Consider the following 16921-nt stretch of genomic DNA (forward strand, 5'->3'; position numbering starts at 1 on the left):
GAGGAAGTGCCTCGTTCATGGCCAAACTTTTTGCGGTTAAGCCGCTCTCATTACTGAAGCAGGAGGCGGCCGAAGAGGGCGAGCACACGCTGAAGCGCTCGCTGGGTCCTGTGAACCTGATTACGCTGGGTATCGGCGCGATCATCGGCGCAGGCATCTTCGTGTTGACCGGCCAGGCTGCGGCGCTCCACGCCGGACCGGCTGTTGCGCTGAGCTTCATCGTAGCGGGCATTACCTGCGCTTTTGCAGGCCTCTGCTATGCGGAGTTCGCCTCGATCATTCCGATCGCCGGTTCTGCGTATACCTACGGCTATGCCACGCTCGGCGAGTTTGTGGCCTGGGTCATCGGCTGGGACCTGGTGCTGGAGTACGCCTTCGGCGCGGCAACGGTCGCTTCAGGATGGTCAGGCTACCTGCTGAGTCTCCTCGAGCAATTGGGTCTGACGTTGTCGCCCTCGCTGGCGCGCTTTACGACAACCTATGGGAATCCGCTCTACTTCTTCCACGGGAAGTGGGTATCGGCGGCAGCGTTGCCCATGGGAGTAACGACGGCCGGTCTGCCGCATGTAACAGGCGTCTTCAACGTCATCGCCTTCTTCGCGATCCTCGTCATTACGACCATCCTCGTGATCGGCATCAAGGAATCGGCAAACCTCAACTCGGCGATCGTGATTGTGAAGCTGGGTGTGGTCGCGATCTTCCTCTTCCTCGGCGTTACGTTCCTGATGCATCATCACGAGCTGCTGCAGGCGAACTGGCATCCATTCATTCCGCCGCACCAGGGCACGGGAGCCTTCGGCTTCCAGGGTATCGTCGCAGGTGCATCCTCGGTGTTCTTCGCCTATATCGGCTTCGACGCCGTTTCGACCGCGGCTCAGGAAGCAAAGAATCCGCAGCGGGATATGCCGATCGGCATCCTCGGCTCGCTGGTGGTCTGCACCATCCTCTACATTCTGGTGTCGCTCACGCTGACCGGTCTGGTGAACTACCACTCGCTCGATGTGGCGGAGCCGGTCGCGCTGGGTATTGACGTTACAGGAGTGACCTGGGGAAGCCTGCTGGTGAAGATCGGCGCGGTCTTCGGCCTGGGCACTGTCATGCTGGTGATGCTGCTCGGACAGTCGCGCGTCTTCTTCTCGATGTCGCGTGACGGTCTGCTTCCGAAGTGGGCCAGCTCGATCCACCCGAAGTTCCGTACGCCGTGGATCTCCAACATTGTTGTGGGCACCATCGTTGCCTTCCTTCCGGCCCTGCTGCCGATCGACAAGCTCTCGGAGATGGTGAATATGGGCACGCTGCTGGCCTTTGCCATCGTCTCGGCGGGTGTCTGGATCCTGCGTCGTCGGCATCCCGATCTCGAGCGCCCCTTCAAAACGCCGCTGGTGCCGGCGGTGCCGATTCTCGGCGTGCTGAGTGCGGGCTACCTGATGCTCAACCTGCCGCTGCTGACGTGGATTGTCGTCGGCGCATGGCTGATCATCGGACTCGTCATCTACTTCACCTATTCCACGAAGCATAGCCGGGTGCAGGCCAGCGTGAAGTAAGCCGCTGCACCATTTCAAGCCAAAGCCGCAACGGGAGCGCGAATCCGGTTGCGGCTTTTCTATTTTCGGGTGTTCCTGCGGATCGATATCGAGGTTCAGCACGCATCTATATACGGTGAAGGGTCTTCGGATGTGAGTTGCAGTCGCCGGGATTTGCCCGGGCAGCAGCTTGCGGTTAGAGTTTGTTCCAGCCATCGGCGTGCAGTGATGGCAAGCTATCCGGCAGAGGCGCCGGTTGCGATGAGAGGACGTGTCAGGGTGAAAGGACGGCTGTTCGTGGAGCACCAGGGAAAGCTTCAGATGGAGTTCCATATCTCGCGGGAGGCGCGGCGGAAGTACGACGTCAGGGAGACGCTGTTCGGCTATACGGGCAACGTGGTCTTTGCGAATGTCGCGGCCAGCCGTGAGCTTGCTGCCAGGGTAAACAAGGTGCGCGGCGCGGACCTTGCGCCGGAGCGCGCGATGCATGCGGCCGCACTCTTCGCCATGGGCCTGATCGACGAACTCAGCCACGCGATGATCGCCCGCTTCCGCACCACGCGCGATCCCGGTGTGCTGGCCGAGGCGATCCGCTGGTTCAGCGAGCGTGAGAACCAGCCGGAAGTGGAGAAGCTGCTGCGCAACTTCACCGACCAGTTTCCAAATACGCCGATCTTTCGAGGCGAGATCACGGTAGAGAAATGGCTGGCGGGCGTGACAGGAGACCTGTCGAATCGCGAGGCTGCGTTTGAGGAGCTGGTGCTTCTGTGGCTTTCGAATATCAATCCCGCGTTCAAGCCATTCCGCGAGTTCTTCGACGACCAGAAGCTCCGGGAACAGACGGTCTACAACCAGGTCACGCCGCAGTTCGACGCGTACTTTGCTACGCGCCCGCGGATGACCGACGATGGCGGCACGCTGCTCGAATCGCTGAAAGCGCCGATGCTTGCGTCGCCTGATTCATTGAGCGGACAGCTCAGCTACATCGGCGAGCATTGGGGCGAGCACCTGGGGCCGGAGTTGGACAAAACTCTGCGCGAGATCCTGCTCGCTGTCGATGTTCTGAAGGAAGAAGAGGTTGCGATCTGGCTGCAGTTCCATCCGCCGCACCTCTCGAAGTGGCACGAGCATCGCGACAATCAGGGATGGGGTGCGGAAGGCTTCGAAGGCAACGAGTTTCAGGGTTTCAACTATGTTGCGCACGGGTTGATGTCCGGCTCCGGCATGCACGAGTACGAGGCCTTTAGCCCGGATACCGACTGGATGCCGAACGTGGTGCTTATTGCCAAGAGCACCTACGTGTGGCTCGAGCAGCTCTCGAAGAAATATCAGCGGCATATTGCGCGGCTGGACCAGATTCCGGATGAGGAGCTCAAGATTTTGGCCGATCGCGGCCTCAACGGGCTTTGGCTGATCGGCCTTTGGGAGCGCAGCGATGCTTCGCAGAAGATCAAGCGCATGCGCGGGCAGGTAGACGCGGTGGCCTCGGCCTACTCGCTGAAGGACTACGCGATAGCCGAAGACATCGGCGGCTATCTCTCCTATACCAACCTGCGGGACCGCGCTGCGCGCTACGGCATTCGCCTCGCCAGCGACATGGTGCCGAACCACATGGGCATCGATTCGCACTGGGTCATCGAGCATCCGGACTGGTTCCTCTCGCGTCCGGACGCGCCCTATCCGGCGTACTCGTTCGAGGGACCGGACCTCTCGGATGATCCCCGCGTCGAGATCAAGATCGAAGACCATTACTACGACCAGACGGACGCGGCCGTCGTCTTTCGGCGCCGTGATCGCTGGACTGGGCATACCGAGTACATCTACCACGGCAACGACGGCACGCAGTTTGCCTGGAACGATACCGCTCAGCTCGACTACTCGAAGGCGTTTGTCCGCGAGCAGGTGATCCAGACCATCCTGCATGTGGCGCGGCAGTTTCCCATTATCCGGTTCGACGCGGCGATGACGCTGGCGAAGAAGCACGTGCAGCGGCTGTGGTTCCCGTTGCCTGGGACCGGCGGCGCCATTCCTTCCCGATCCGAATTCGCGATGACGCAGGAGCATTTCGACTCATTGATGCCGAACGAGTTCTGGCGAGAAGTGGTGGATCGCGTCGCCGAAGAGGTGCCGGGCACCCTGCTTCTCGCCGAGGCATTCTGGCTGCTGGAGGGCTACTTCGTCCGCACGCTGGGCATGCACCGTGTCTATAACAGCGCGTTCATGAATATGCTGCGGGATGAAGAGAACGCGAAGTATCGCTCATATCTGCAGAAAACGATTGAATTTGATGCAGATATTCTCAAGCGCTACGTGAACTTTATGAGCAATCCCGATGAAAGAACGGCAATTGACCAGTTCGGAACTGGGGATAAATACTTCGGCGTTTGTACCATGATGGCGACGCTGCCAGGCTTGCCGATGTTCGGCCATGGGCAGATCGAGGCTTTTACCGAGAAGTACGGCATGGAGTTCAAGAAGGCCAAGTACGAGGAGTGGCCGAACGAAGACCTAGTCGCGCGGCACATGCGGGAGATCGCGCCGCTGCTCAAGAATCGGGCGCTTTTCGCGGAGAGCCATAATTTCGCGTTTTACGACTTCTGGACCGAGAGCGGCACAATCGACGAGAACGTCTTCGCGTACTCGAATCGGCTTGGCGAACAGCGTGCCCTGGTGCTCTTCCATAACCGCTACGGCGAGACGCGCGGCACCGTCCACAGCTCCACGCCGATGATGGACAAGGGAGTCGGCGGGCTGGTGCAGCGGCGTCTGCATGAAGCGCTGGCGCTGCCCGATGGAGGCACGATTCTGGCTTGCGAGGATACGGCCAGAGGCCTGAAGTATCTCTTCCGCGCCGGGGATATCGAGCATCAGGGCTTCCGCATCGCGCTGCGTGCATACCAGTACGCGGTTCTGCAGGGATGGCGGGTGATGGTGCCAACGGAGAAGTATCCGTGGGATCAGCTCTGCGAGGCGCTCGGAGGCGAAGGTGTCCGGGATCTGGACGAGGCGCTGGTGCGCCTGCGCCTGCGGCCGGTGCACGATGCTGTTCTCGAAATGCTGAGCCCGGTCATGGTCGAATCGTTCATTGCGTCGATCGAGGAAGCGAAGCCCGCGGTGGAAGTCAAAGGCGAACCGGATGCGAAATCCGAAGCCGTTTCGGGCGCGGTGCTTGCCCTGACTGGACGGACGGCGGATTTCTATCGGCGTGTAGAAGCGTTCGCCGATGCTCCTTTGCACGCGGCTACACTCCAGGAAAAGCTGGCGGCGCTCCAGACTCTTCCGGCCAAGCTGAGCGAGCTGAAAGGGGAGGCTGCGGAAGGTGCGCGACGCATCCTGCCGATGGCACAGAGCCCGAAGCGGGCGAGTTCGCTGTGGGCACCGATCCTCGCATGGCAGCTCCTAAAGCCTCTTGCGAAGCGAGCGGGTGAACGTGTGGAGCTTCTCGACCGGTTGCGGCTGCGCGAGGCGTTGGCTGAGGTCTTCTGGCGTTTGGGGCTCGAAGGTGAGGATGCGTGGCGGGCCGTGGCCCGAGTGCGTATCCTGCTTGCTGAGGAGTTTCAGGAGGTTCCTGCGGCGGACCCGAAGAGGCTGCCGTCCGCGCTGGAGCCGTCAGCCTTCTGGGATAGTCCGGAGGTTCGCTGGCTCCTCTCCGTCAACGAGTCGGAGGGCGTGGCGTACTTCAACAAGGAATGTCTCGAGGAGATGTTCTGGTGGACCCGTCTGCCTGAGCTCTTGGCAGGCGAGCAGGCGGACGAGTTCGAAGAAGTCATGAAGCAGGCGAATAAAGCTGGCTTCCAGCTTGAGGCCTTCCTCTATCCGGTGACGGCGAAACCTGCTGTCGAACCGGAAGAGGACGCTAAGGAAGACGCCGAATCCGGGGAGAAGACCTCGAAACGAAGCCACCCGCAAAGAGCCTGAACTAAAAGGGAAGAGCTGGAAAAGGAAAAAGCTGGGCGTCTATTCGATGCCCAGCTTTTTCTGCATCTGCTCGAGCGAGATGCCCTTGGTCTCCGGATAGACGAACAGCACGACGAAGAACTGCAGGGCCATCATGGCGGCGAAGAAGACGAAGGGCGCGCCCGCCGAGTGCTTCGCTACCGGCGGGAAGGCGAAGGAGATGATCGCGTTCATGATCCAGTGCGATGAGCTGCCGAGGCTCTGGCCCTTGGCGCGCACGCGGGTAGGGAAGACTTCGCTGATATAAACCCAGATGACGGAGCCCTGGGAGATCGCGAAGAAGAAGATGAAGCCGACGATGAACCACAGCAGCGTGTTCTGATGCTGATGCGTGTGGAAGATGTAAGCGACGCCGGCGAGCGCGATGGTGGTGCCGACCGAGCCGATGAGCATGAGCGTCTTGCGGCCAAGCTTATCGATGACGCTCATGGCCAGCAGCGTGGCGATAAGGTTCATCAGGCCGACGAGCACGGACTGCTTATCGCCGGAGAGCTTGCTGAAGCCCGCGGAATTAAAGATCGAGGGCAGGTAGTACAGGATCGCGTTGATGCCCGAAAGCTGGTTGAAACAACCGATGCTCGCAGCCAGGAAGATGGGCAGCCAGTACTTCTTGCGGAACAGCGGCTCGTTGCGTGAGGCACGCTCGAGATGAATCGAGTCGACGATCTCTTTCAGCTCGCCTTCGGTGTTCACCGAGCCCATCAAGCGAAGAACTTCGCGAGCCTCATCGATGCGGCTCTGCGTGACGAGCCAGCGCGAGCTGCGCGGGATGCCGAAGAGCAGAACGAGAAACAGCAATGCGGGCAGTCCGGCGATGCCCAGCTGCCAGCGCCATTCCATGGCGCCGAGGTTCATGGCTGCGATGGCAAAGTTCGAGGCGTAGGCAAGCAGGATGCCGATGACGATGTTGATCTGGAAGAGTCCGACCAGGCGTCCACGCCACTGCGCTGGAGCGAGTTCGGCAATGTAGACAGGGCCGAGTACGGAAGAACCGCCGATGCCAAGGCCGCCAATAAAGCGGAAGGCGATGAGGACCGGCCAGTTCCAGGCGAAGGCGCAGCCGACGGCGGAGATGACGTAGAGAAAGGCCATGATGCGCAGCGCTTCACGTCCGCCGATTTTCTGGCCGAGCTCTCCGGACGTCATCGCGCCGATGACGGTGCCGAAGAGGGCGATGGAGACCGTCAGGCCCAGCTTGAATGCGGAGAGGTGGAAGACATCCGTGAGCTGCTGTGTGGTGCCGGAGATGACGGCGGTGTCAAAGCCGAAGAGCAGGCCGCCGAGTGCTCCGACGAGTGTGCCTTTTGCGAGGTAGTAGTTGATCCGCATCGTGATGGGGCGTTCCTTCTTTAGGAGAGCGCTTGCAGAACCTGGCTCCACTGATCGGGCCCGGCGAACCGGGCCCGATCAGTGGCGTTACGAATTGGTCTTGAATCCGCTTTGCGGAGCTAGTTGCTTTCCGCTGCTACGAAGGGAAGGATACACGCGCCGAGGAGACCTGCGTCAGGGCCGAGTTCCGCAGGAAGGACGCGCGTTGCGCCGCTGGGATGACCATCGGCGATCTTGCTGCCTGGTGCGGTGAGGCGATAGACATAGCTGCGGTGATTCAGTTCTTCGAAGAGGGTCTTCTCCATCAAATGCCATGCCTGAACGAGACCGCCGCCCAGCGTATAGATGGGCAGATTCAACGTGTTCACCAGAGCGGAGAAGCCGATACCGAGGGCGCGTCCTGCGTCGGAGAAAATACGGGCGGCATCGGCGTTGCCAGCATCAGCGGCATGAGCCAGGGAGCGAGCGCTCCAGCGTGGCGCGCCTTCCGGCTGCACCAGTCCGGGCGCGGAGCCATCTGCAATGCGCTCATAGGCGGTGCGAACGACCGCAGTGGCCGAGGCATAAAGCTCAAGACATCCGTTGCTGCCGCAGGTGCAGGGAGGACCATCCACGTAAATCGTGGCGTGACCGGCTTCGCCCGCCATGCCGTGCATTCCGCTCCAGACACGGCCATTGAGAATGATGCCGTTGCCGACGCCCGTGCCGAGAGTCAGCATACAAAGTGAATCGAGCCCAAGGCTCTTGCCCAGTCCGAGACGGGCCTCTGCAAGGGCGGCGAGGTTTGCGTCGGATTCGACGAGGACATCACGCTTCAGGCGAGAGTCGAGGCGGCCCTTGAGATGAAATCCGTCCCAGCCGGGGAAGTTTGGCAGGTTGTGAAGGCGGCCTGCAGGAAGTTCCAGGGGACCGGGAGTGCCAACACCAACGCCGACCAGGGTATGCTGCGAGGAAAAACGTGCTTCGAGTGTTTCAATGGCCTGGCACATATCTTCCGTGACGGCATCACGGCCCGCAGCCAGGCGGGTAGGCAGGAGAATGGAATCGAGGATGGAATCCGCCTCGGTGTAGGCGGCAATCCGAAGATTGGTGCCTCCGAGATCGACTCCGATGCTGTATTGGGCCACTTCAACCTCTTTTTGGGTCAACGGTTTGACCCCGTCCCCAGGACGGCAGGTACTGCCTGTTATTGGATGTATAAAAAACTGCACTCATGGTATCGATACCGATGCGGAAATTCAAGCAATGTCAGTGTTTATAGGCTATGAAAAACCGTAAGTAATACCTTTTATCTATTTAACTATGCTGAGCTCTCTGACGCACAAAAGGCTGCGCGGTAAGCGCAGCCTTGAGTGAAGCTTAGGTTCCAGACGTACTAATTCTGGATCGAGTGAGTCTCAGCCAGAGAGTTTGCGGCATAGGCCGCTCCCTGCGGTGCCGGTGCAACGGTGTCCGCCTTGGCGGTGGCTGCATCGGAAGGCTGGTTCGGGCCAAGACCGAGCTTGATGAGAGCGCGGGAGTCGGGTGTCAGCTTGGTCTGCCAGCCGTGATCGGACTGGTAACGGACCATGGCTGCCTGGGTATCCGTGTCCCACTGGCCGCTGGGCGTGCCGGTGAGGTAATTCTCGCGGATCAGAGCTGTCTGGATTTCGCGGGCGCGATCGGAATCGATGCCACGCTGCCCCTGAATATGGTGCTCAGCGACGTGTTTAACCTTCTTGGAAGAGGTTTTGTGATGGCCGGAGGTGGGGGCGCGATGTGCTCGGCTGGCCACGGCAGGTGTGACCGCCAGCGCCGTCATAAGTAGGAATGAGCCGCAGGCTCGAACTGAAACCATGCTGTAGAAAAACCTCATTGACTAAAGATCGTCGCTTGCTCGTAACACCATCATACCTGACCGGTATTGAGGCTCAGCGTAAAGCCCGATTCATAAGGATGCAACAAAAAAATACCGGTCCTTTCCGGAATCGGACAGGACCGGTATCTGGTTTGGTTCCGGATTAGGGCAATGTTCCGCCGACAAGATGACTTCCGAGGCTGCGGTGCTGCGGATCGATGACCTCGAAGGCTACGTCAGAGCCGGATTTGAGCCCTGCCACGATGCGGCCGAATTCGCCAACGTTGTGGATCGGCTGACGATTCACCGCAACGATCACAAAGCCCTGGAAGTCGCCGAGACCGGCTTCGTCCGCGAAGGAGCCGGGCTTGACGTTCTCAATCACGACACCGTGGATGCCCGCGGGGGCACCCTGCGGAATATCGCTGACCTGGAGGCCAAGCTTGGCCTGGGCCGCATCCGGAGCAGAAGGAGCGGAGTTGTCGTCATCATCGTCATCGGCGCCCTTGCCGGCGGCGGCGATCATCTTGGCCCGGTCGCCGATGGAGACGGTTGCGGTAAGCGACTTGCCGTCACGCAGATACCCGATGGAGACGGTCGTTCCGGGCTTGCGTGCGGAGATGTCATCGACCAGATCGTTGCCGTCCTTGATGGCGCGGCCGTCGATGGTGGTGATGATGTCGCCCGGCTTCAGGCCGGCCTTGTCTGCGGGGAAGCCAGGCTGAACGGTGCCGATGCGCACGCCGTTCTTAAAGCCATAAACGCGGGCCACCGCAGGAGATACGCTCGGTTGGAAGGTGATGCCGATGCTGCCGCGCACGACCTTGTGTTCCGGCGAAATGAGCTGGTTGTAGACGCTGACAATCACATTCGCGGGCATGGCGAAGCCGATACCGGCGTAGGTGCCCGACTGGGTGAAGATGGCGGTGTTCATACCGATAACTTCACCGGCCATGTTGAGCAGCGGACCACCGGAGTTACCGGGATTGATAGCCGCGTCGGTCTGGATAAAGTGCTGGAACTGGCCAGCCTGACTCTGATCGATGGTGCGGTTCTTCGCCGAGACGATGCCGGCCGTTACGGTCTGCGAGAGCGTAAAGGGGCTGCCGATCGCAATCACCCAGTCACCCACCTGTGCGCCGTCGGAATTGCCGAGCTTGACGGTCGGCAGCGCGTGGTCGGTCTGGATCTTGATGACCGCGATGTCGGTGTCCTTATCGACGCCGACCACGGTTGCCGGACGGCCCTGCAGATTGCCCGCATCGGGATCGCCGGGCAGCTTCACGAAGATCTTGTCGGCCTTATCGACGACGTGGTTGTTGGTGATGATGTAACCACGCGGGTCGACGATGAAGCCGGAGCCGAGCGACTCACGCTCCTGGCCGGCATCGTCCTGGCCCCCCTGCGGACCCATACCGAAGAAGCGGTTGAAGAAGTCCTGCAGGTTGTTCTGATCCTGTCCTTGCCCCTGGCTCTGGTCATCCTGATCGTCGTCATCCCCGTCATCGGGCGACTGCTGCTGGGGGGCCATGTTGCGGCCATGCAGTTTGCGGCCCTGCTGCTGGCGCTCCTTGGGCAGGGTGATGGTGTTGATGTTCACCACCGCAGGCTCGACTTCCTTGGCGATGCGGGTGAAATCGGTAGAGAGATCGCGGGGCGCGGGCACCTTCAGCGGCGTCGCGTCAGAGGTATCGACCTTTGAGGACTCCTGGCCGCGCACACCGTGGGCGGCGATGGAGCCGATGATGATGCCAGCCGAGAGGGTGGCGAGAATCGTAAATGTGGAGGCGAGACGGCGATAGCGGAGCCGTCCTAGAAGTGATTTCATCTCGGATCTAACCTCGTGTCTTCCGTGAATCGGCATGAACGATGGACGCGGTAAGGATGACTGTCTCCACAGCCAGTTCCAGGTGCATTCCCAAGTATAAATCTCCTCGAGAAGGCAGCGTTTGCCGCTGCCGGTTCAAGTGATAGACGGTCAAAAGCACTCAAGTGCTGCATCAGGAGAATGGCGCCGCTTCGTGGGCTGTTGCTTGGATGCGTGAGGGCAGGAGTTCGGTTACAGCGATGCCGGCCAGGATGAGGACCGCTCCCGATCCGGAACGCAGGCCAAGGCGTTCTCCCAGGACCAGAAACGAGGTCAGCCAGGCGAAGACCGGCTCAAGAGTGAGGAGCAGCGCGGTGTGCGTGGCAGGCAGGTATTGCTGCGCCCAGCTCTGGATGGTGAAGGCGGCAGCGGTCGCCAGCAACGCAGCCACGGCGATGGCGAAGAGCAGCCGGCCGGAGAGATGCAGGTGAGGATGTTCGAAGACCGGCAGGCTGATCGCCATAAAGAATGTAGCGAAGCCGACTTGCAGCACGGCCAGCTGTTCGAAGGGGAATCGCGGAGAGTAGTGCGCGAGCGCCAGCATATGGAAGGCGAAACCGAAGGCACAGCCCAGGGACAGAAGATCGCCGAGATTCGCCGCGCTGAAGTCGAGCGAGCCGTTGGCCGGTGTTGTCAGCAGAACGATGCCCGTGAAGGCCAGCGCGGCGCCGAGGTACGCATTCCATGCGGGTGCGTGCGTGCCGGCAGGGCGAAGACGTGGAATGACCAGCAAAAGCGGGACGATGACCACGACCAATCCGGTGATGAACGCGGATTTTGAAGGTGTGGTGAGGCGCAGGCCTGCTGTCTGAAATTGATAGCCCATGGCCAGGAAGAAACCGATGACAGCGCCGGACAGGACCGTTTCGCGCCGCAATCCCCTCAGTCGGCGGCCATAAACAAGCGCCAGGCAGATCGTCGCCAATGCCATGCGGACGAAATTGAAGAGCAGTGGCGAGATATCCCGGAGAGCATCCTTGACCAGGACGAATGTGCTCCCCCAGATGATGACGACTGCCAGCAGAAGAAGATGAGCGGACCTGGATCGGCTACTTGATGATCGGTTATTTGATCCGTTCTTCGCCGACGGTCCGGCGGAGGGTTGAGACATGGAGTCAGCCTAGCAGGTACGATTTCCTTCGATCCGGAGTGACGGGCCACGCGTACGGCCAGGAGTTATTTCCGGATGGAGAGAAAGCTGGAGATGGAATCCTCTACGGACATCGGACACGAGACCGCGCCTCTGCCGGAGCCGCCGCAGACCGGCCGCAAGGCTGCGGTGACGTTCATTATGGTCACGGTTGCACTGGATATGCTGGCCATGGGGATGATCGCGCCGGTATTGCCGCGGCTGGTGGCGGATTTCGCCGGCGGCAGTGAGGCGCACGGGGTAGAAATATACGGCCTTTTTGGAACGGTATGGGCGGTAATGCAGTTCTTCTTCTCGCCGCTGCTGGGAGCGCTTTCGGATCGCTTCGGCCGGAGGCCGGTGATCCTGCTTTCGAACTTCGGGCTAGGAATGGACTATGCGGTGATGGCGATGGCGCCGGATCTCGCATGGCTTTTTGTCGGCAGGTTGATTTCAGGTATCACCGCCGCGAGTATTCCGACCGCGATGGCGTACATCGCCGACGTCACACCGCCGCAGAAGCGGTCTGAGGCCTTCGGCATGATCAGCGCTGCTTTCGGGTTGGGATTCGTGCTCGGACCGGCGCTGGGCGGCGTGCTGGGCAATCACAGTCCGCGCCTGCCATTCTGGGTTGCGGGCGCCATGAGTCTGCTAAATGCTTGCTACGGGCTTTTCGTCCTGCCGGAGTCGCTGGCGAAGGAACATCGAGGGCGGTTTTCATGGCGGCGCGCGAATCCGGTGGGATCACTCACGCTGCTGCGCAGGCACCGGGAATTGCTGGGACTGGCCGGCGCGCTCTTCCTGAGCTACCTGACGCAGCAATCGCTGATGAATACGTGGGTGCTGTATCTCGATTACAGATTCCACTGGACGAACCGTGCGGTGGGCATGTCGCTCGCCATTGTCGGCGTTTGTTCCGTTCTTGTAGGAGCGCTTCTGGTCAGGCCTGCGGTGCGCGTGCTGGGTGACCGCAGGACATTGATGGTCGGGCTGGGGATCGGATGGATTGGCTTTGCCACCTTCGGCTTCGCGCCGACCAGCGCGTTGTTTCTTGCCGGTATTCCTGTGATGTCGATCTGGGGGCTGTGCGGGCCGCCAGCGCAGGGATTGATGACCCGGCACGTGTCAGCACAGGAGCAGGGGCAGCTGCAGGGGGCGGTGCAGTGTATCCGCGGGCTGACGGCCCTGATTGGACCGGGGATGTTTACTTCAGTCTTTGCATGGGCGGTAAGGCCGGGGAATCCGGTGCATCTGCCAGGTGCGCCGTTCGTGCTGGCTGCCGCCATCCTGCTTTCGGCGCTCCCGCTGGCCTATACGGTGACGCGGCGTGAGGCGGTTTGAGACATCTGAAGCCGAGAGAATAGAGCATTCGCATCGCGGCTATTTTTGCCCCGAAACAGTTGTCATTCCTCCACTGCGCGAGACGATAAACCTGTCTCGCTTTGGTCGGAGTGACAAGCTCATGGCCTTCATTTCAATCGCGAAGCTCGAGTGATTTTCGCAGGCCGCGCAGCGATATCTCGGATAGCATGGTCACGTCTATCCGGCCACAGATTGGAATGCGCTGTATCGAAACTGTCCCGCGATTTCCGGGACTTTCTTTTGCCTGGATGCATGCAGGGACGCGTATACGCACTGGTTATCACGATGGCAGGAAGTTACTGGAAGGAATGATCAGGTCCGGTCAATGGGAGATCCCTGCCCGGTGACTCTCACCGGGCCTGATAAGAGCGATTCGTACTTATAGATGGGAGAGGCAAATGAGTTGGAAGGCAGCGGTTGCATTTGCAGTAATCCTTGGGGCTGGCAGCGCGGTGCAGCGGCCCGTGGTTCTTGAGGCGCAGAGCACGCAGGCGGCGCCGAACATCGAGGGCAGCTGGCAGGGGACGCTCCATACGGGCGAAGACAAGGATCTGCTGCTGGTCTTCAAGGTTACGGAAGACGGCGGAGTGGTGAAGGCTGTCCTTTACAGCATCGACCAGAAGGCGCCCTCGCTTGCCGCCGACAAGGCGACATTTGTCGACGGCAAGCTGACACTTACCTACGACGTTGGCCTGCGCTACAGCGGCAAACTCTCCGCGGACGGCAACAGCATCGATGGCACCTTCAGCCAGGGCAAGGATCTTCCGATGGTGCTGCAGCGCGCGACGCCGACGACGGCGTGGGCGATTCCGGAGACGACAGCGGCGCCGAAGATAGTTCCTGTCGACCCGAAGGCTGATCTGAGCTTCGAAGTGGCGACAATCAAGCCCAGCAGCCCGGATGAGAAGGGCATGATGTTCACCGTGGACCCCTCGGGAAGCTTTAAGGGGAGGAACATCACGCTCGAGCGTGTGATCAGCATCGCCTACGACATGCACAAGGACCAGCTGGTGGGACTGCCGGGCTGGGCCAGCGACGACAAGTTCGACATCGATGGCAAGCCCGATACGCCGGGTCTGCCGAGCCTGCCGCAGCTCAAGAACGAGGTGCGCAAGCTGATCGCCGAGCGTTTCGCGTTGAAGTTTCACACCGAGCAGCGGCAGTTGACCGCCTACCAGCTTGCGGTCGATAAAAACGGCCTCAAGATGCAGCCTGCCGCGTCTGCACCCGGCCTGAACGGCCTGCCCGGCTTCTTCTTTCGCGGGCTGGGTAATCTGCATGTGGCGAACGCCACGATGGCGGACTTTGCCGGCTTCCTGCAGGCGTCGGTGATGGATCGCCCGGTGGTCGATCACACGGGACTTGGCGACAAGCGCTGGACCTTCGACCTGAAATGGCAGATCGATAACGAGCAGGCGATGAAATTCGGGCTGCAGAAAGTTCCGCCTCCGGCCGAGGGCGCGGAAGAGCAGCCTCCTCTGGAAGAGGCGATGCCGAAGCAGCTGGGACTGCTGATCAATTCAGGCAAGACAGCGGTGGACGTGATGGTGGTCGACCACGTCGAGAAGCCTTCGGCGAATTGATTCGTATCGACATATACCTTCATCCCAGGCTTGTCATTCCGACCGAAGCGTAGCGGAGTGAAGGAATGACAAGCCTTTTCCAAATCTTGTTAGAGACAGGCGTTCGGGAAGAATGCCTAGATTCCGGACATCGCCAGTAATAAAAGCAGGACGCGGCGCAGGCCGATCTCACGACCGTGGGCGTCATACCACTCGGCGCGAGTATGTATGCCGCCTCCGTCGCCGCCTCCGCCAAGGGTGACTGCGGGCACGCCGAGGGCGAGCGGGATATTGGCATCCGTCGAGGCAGTGCGGGTTTCGGTGCGAATGCCGAGGTGGCGATCGACGGCGAGGAGATTGTCGTAAAGCGCAGAATCCTGACGCAACTGGCCTGCGGGACGATTGCCGATCTTTTCGATGGCCAGGGTGAGGGGAGCGTGTTTGCGGGCGCGATGGATCTGTGGCTGGTTGGCTGCGAAGACCACATCTTCGAAGGCGCGGTGAATCTCCACCTCGAGGCGGATGAGCTGTTCCGGAGCGGTGGAGCGGGTGTCGATGCGTATCGAAGCACTCTCCGGTATGGTGTTCACCGATGTGCCGCCCTCGATGGTCCCGATATTCAGCGTCGTTCGGGGAGAGGTAGGCAGCTCCAGCGCGGTAATCCGCGCGATGGCCTGGCTGAGCACGACAATGGGGTTCGGGCGGCTGGCATCGGTCCAGGAGTGACCGCCCGGCCCGGTGATCCTGACCAGAAAGCGTTGACTGCCGAGGGCATCGGTAACGGCGATTTCGTGGCCTGCGCCGTCGATGACGAGATGCGCGGTGATGCGGTCTTTCCAAGGCGCGCGATGGTAAATATGGCGGATTCCGCGCAGATTGCCTTCGCCCTCTTCGCCGACATTCGCGACGAAATAGATGTCACATTCAGGCGCGAGCGCAGCCTGTTGGAGCGCCGCGGCAAGTGCGAGGAGACAGGCGAGTCCGGCCCCGTTGTCGCAGGCGCCCGGTGCTTCCAGCCGCGTGCCTTCGAGCGTAGGTTCGATCGCGACCGTTGCGGGAAAGACCGTATCGAGGTGCGCCGAGACGAGGACCGCGTCTTCTGCGGGCTGGGCAGCGCGGCACACTCCCACCACGTTGCCGATCTCGTCGATGCCGACGTCGGAGAGGCCGGTGTCACGAAAAAGATCGCAGAGGCGTTCGGCGCGGGCTCGCTCCTCGAATGTGGGGGCGGGGATCGATACCACCTCGGCCTGCCAGCGGAGGATCTGCGGCTGCTGGAGATGCAGCCATTGGAAAGCGGCGTGAACGCGACGGTCCGCCGCGATATGCGCGACTCGGGCAAAGGCGGACGTGGGTGCAGCAGGGGGCATGAGACTTCAGCGTAACAGGCAACAGCGCCGGGACTAATGAGATGCGTCGTCGATAAGCACGGCCGGGTCGTACTCGACGTCTTCAAGGAAGAGCCCGCGTGCCGGAGCCGTGGGTCCTGCGGCAGAGCGGTTTCGCGCATCGAGGATGCGGGGCATCGAATCCGGGGCGAGATGGCCACGGCCGATGTCGAGAAATGTTCCCACTAGATTGCGGACCATGTGATGAAGGAAACCGCTTCCGCGGACCCGGTAAATCAGGACCGCGCCGTCAGGGTCTTCGCGCAGGGAAAAGTTTGAACTGAAGATACGGCGGATATTGCCGGGCCCATCTTCGTTGTTGAGGACCTCGCTCCGGCGCGCGGTGAGGTCGGGGTCGTTTGCGGCGAAGGAGGTGAAGTCGTATTCGCCTTCGACCTGTGGCGCAGCTGCCTGCATGGCGGCAAAATCGAGCGGCCAGTTCAGAGCATAGACGTAACGGGCGAGCCAGGGCGGGCAGAGTTCGCCGCGAAAGATACGGTACTCATAAGTCTTGGCGATGACGCCGCGGCGTGCATGGAAGTCTGCGGGAACAGGCTGTGCGTCGAGCACGCGGATGGGGGAAGGCAGTGCGCGATTGAGCGCCCGCAGCAGGCTGGCCGGAGGGATGTTGCCGGGCAGCTCCACGCTGGCGACCTGGCCAAGGGCGTGGACACCCGCGTCGGTGCGGCCGCTGCCCTGGGGCAGGACGATCGTTCCGGTGATGCGTCGGAGAGCGTCGGCGAGATGGCCCTGAACGGTGGCTTTCTCCGGCTGAATCTGCCAGCCGTGAAAGTCAGTGCCGTCGTAGGTGAGGGTAAGCTTCCAGTTCATGCGTGTCCGCTGGCATTGTCGCAGATTCTGAAGCACTTCCGGCGGGAGGGAGGTGGAGGAGCGCTGCGGTATACTCGGCTTTCGCTGGAAGCGAAGCGCGTGCTGCGCGGGGACAAAGAGAGGGAACGAAAGCCGG

11 protein-coding genes are annotated in these 16921 nt (G+C 61.0%); 4 read left to right on the forward strand and 7 right to left on the reverse strand.

Annotation, left to right across the window (positions count from 1 at the left end):
- Positions 1–17: 17 nt before the first annotated feature.
- Positions 18–1544, forward strand: coding sequence for an amino acid permease (locus QM649_RS05820; RefSeq protein ID WP_415198078.1), 1527 nt, complete (start codon positions 18–20; stop codon positions 1542–1544).
- A gap of 258 nt (positions 1545–1802) precedes the next feature.
- Positions 1803–5441 (forward strand): alpha-amylase, encoded by a 3639-nt coding sequence (locus QM649_RS05825; protein ID WP_415198079.1) that lies wholly within the window; start codon positions 1803–1805, stop codon positions 5439–5441.
- A gap of 39 nt (positions 5442–5480) precedes the next feature.
- Here QM649_RS05825 and QM649_RS05830 read toward each other — a convergent pair whose 3' ends face one another.
- The 5 genes from QM649_RS05830 to QM649_RS05850 form a co-directional block, all read right to left on the reverse strand.
- Positions 5481–6809, reverse strand: coding sequence for a sugar porter family MFS transporter (locus tag QM649_RS05830; protein WP_415198080.1), 1329 nt, complete (start codon positions 6807–6809; stop codon positions 5481–5483).
- 119 nt (positions 6810–6928) lie between these two features.
- Complete coding sequence (locus tag QM649_RS05835; RefSeq protein ID WP_415198081.1) at positions 6929–7936, reverse strand: ROK family protein; 1008 nt, start codon at positions 7934–7936, stop codon at positions 6929–6931.
- Positions 7937–8184: 248 nt separating this feature from the next.
- On the reverse strand, positions 8185–8646 hold the full coding sequence (locus QM649_RS05840; RefSeq protein WP_415198082.1) for a peptidoglycan-binding domain-containing protein: 462 nt from the start codon (positions 8644–8646) through the stop codon (positions 8185–8187).
- 163 nt (positions 8647–8809) lie between these two features.
- On the reverse strand, positions 8810–10474 hold the full coding sequence (locus QM649_RS05845; protein WP_415198083.1) for a trypsin-like peptidase domain-containing protein: 1665 nt from the start codon (positions 10472–10474) through the stop codon (positions 8810–8812).
- 172 nt (positions 10475–10646) lie between these two features.
- Positions 10647–11624, reverse strand: coding sequence for a DMT family transporter (locus QM649_RS05850; RefSeq protein WP_415198084.1), 978 nt, complete (start codon positions 11622–11624; stop codon positions 10647–10649).
- Positions 11625–11717: 93 nt separating this feature from the next.
- On the opposite strand from QM649_RS05850, the gene QM649_RS05855 reads away from it, so the two are divergent.
- Together QM649_RS05855 and QM649_RS05860 are read left to right on the forward strand one after the other, a co-directional pair.
- Positions 11718–12983 (forward strand): TCR/Tet family MFS transporter, encoded by a 1266-nt coding sequence (locus QM649_RS05855; protein ID WP_415198085.1) that lies wholly within the window; start codon positions 11718–11720, stop codon positions 12981–12983.
- A 419-nt stretch (positions 12984–13402) separates the two neighbouring features.
- The gene (locus QM649_RS05860) at positions 13403–14587 is read left to right on the forward strand and encodes a TIGR03435 family protein (RefSeq protein ID WP_415198086.1); all 1185 of its coding nucleotides are present in this window, start codon (positions 13403–13405) and stop codon (positions 14585–14587) included.
- A gap of 116 nt (positions 14588–14703) precedes the next feature.
- Here the strand turns inward: QM649_RS05860 and QM649_RS05865 are convergent, their stop codons facing one another.
- Both QM649_RS05865 and truA read right to left on the reverse strand, forming a co-directional pair.
- Positions 14704–15936 carry a M20/M25/M40 family metallo-hydrolase gene (locus QM649_RS05865; RefSeq protein WP_415198087.1) on the reverse strand — a complete coding sequence of 411 codons (1233 nt, stop codon included), beginning with the start codon at positions 15934–15936 and terminating at the stop codon, positions 14704–14706.
- Positions 15937–15969: 33 nt separating this feature from the next.
- A complete protein-coding gene (gene truA / locus QM649_RS05870) occupies positions 15970–16785 on the reverse strand; it encodes a tRNA pseudouridine(38-40) synthase TruA (RefSeq protein WP_415198088.1) in 816 nt (271 codons plus the stop codon).
- Positions 16786–16921 lie beyond the last annotated feature (136 nt).

It is taken from the genome of Silvibacterium sp. (assembly GCF_047605705.1).
Taxonomy (GTDB): domain Bacteria; phylum Acidobacteriota; class Terriglobia; order Terriglobales; family Acidobacteriaceae; genus Silvibacterium.

Coding starts and splice junctions, on each gene's coding strand:
- QM649_RS05820 (WP_415198078.1), top strand. CDS start 18: ATGGCCAAACTTTTTGCGGTTAAGCCGCTCTCATTACTGAAGCAGGAG.
- QM649_RS05830 (WP_415198080.1), bottom strand. CDS start 6,809: ATGCGGATCAACTACTACCTCGCAAAAGGCACACTCGTCGGAGCACTC.
- QM649_RS05840 (WP_415198082.1), bottom strand. CDS start 8,646: ATGGTTTCAGTTCGAGCCTGCGGCTCATTCCTACTTATGACGGCGCTG.
- QM649_RS05845 (WP_415198083.1), bottom strand. CDS start 10,474: ATGAAATCACTTCTAGGACGGCTCCGCTATCGCCGTCTCGCCTCCACA.
- QM649_RS05850 (WP_415198084.1), bottom strand. CDS start 11,624: ATGTCTCAACCCTCCGCCGGACCGTCGGCGAAGAACGGATCAAATAAC.
- QM649_RS05855 (WP_415198085.1), top strand. CDS start 11,718: ATGGAATCCTCTACGGACATCGGACACGAGACCGCGCCTCTGCCGGAG.
- QM649_RS05860 (WP_415198086.1), top strand. CDS start 13,403: ATGAGTTGGAAGGCAGCGGTTGCATTTGCAGTAATCCTTGGGGCTGGC.
- QM649_RS05865 (WP_415198087.1), bottom strand. CDS start 15,936: ATGCCCCCTGCTGCACCCACGTCCGCCTTTGCCCGAGTCGCGCATATC.
- truA (WP_415198088.1), bottom strand. CDS start 16,785: ATGAACTGGAAGCTTACCCTCACCTACGACGGCACTGACTTTCACGGC.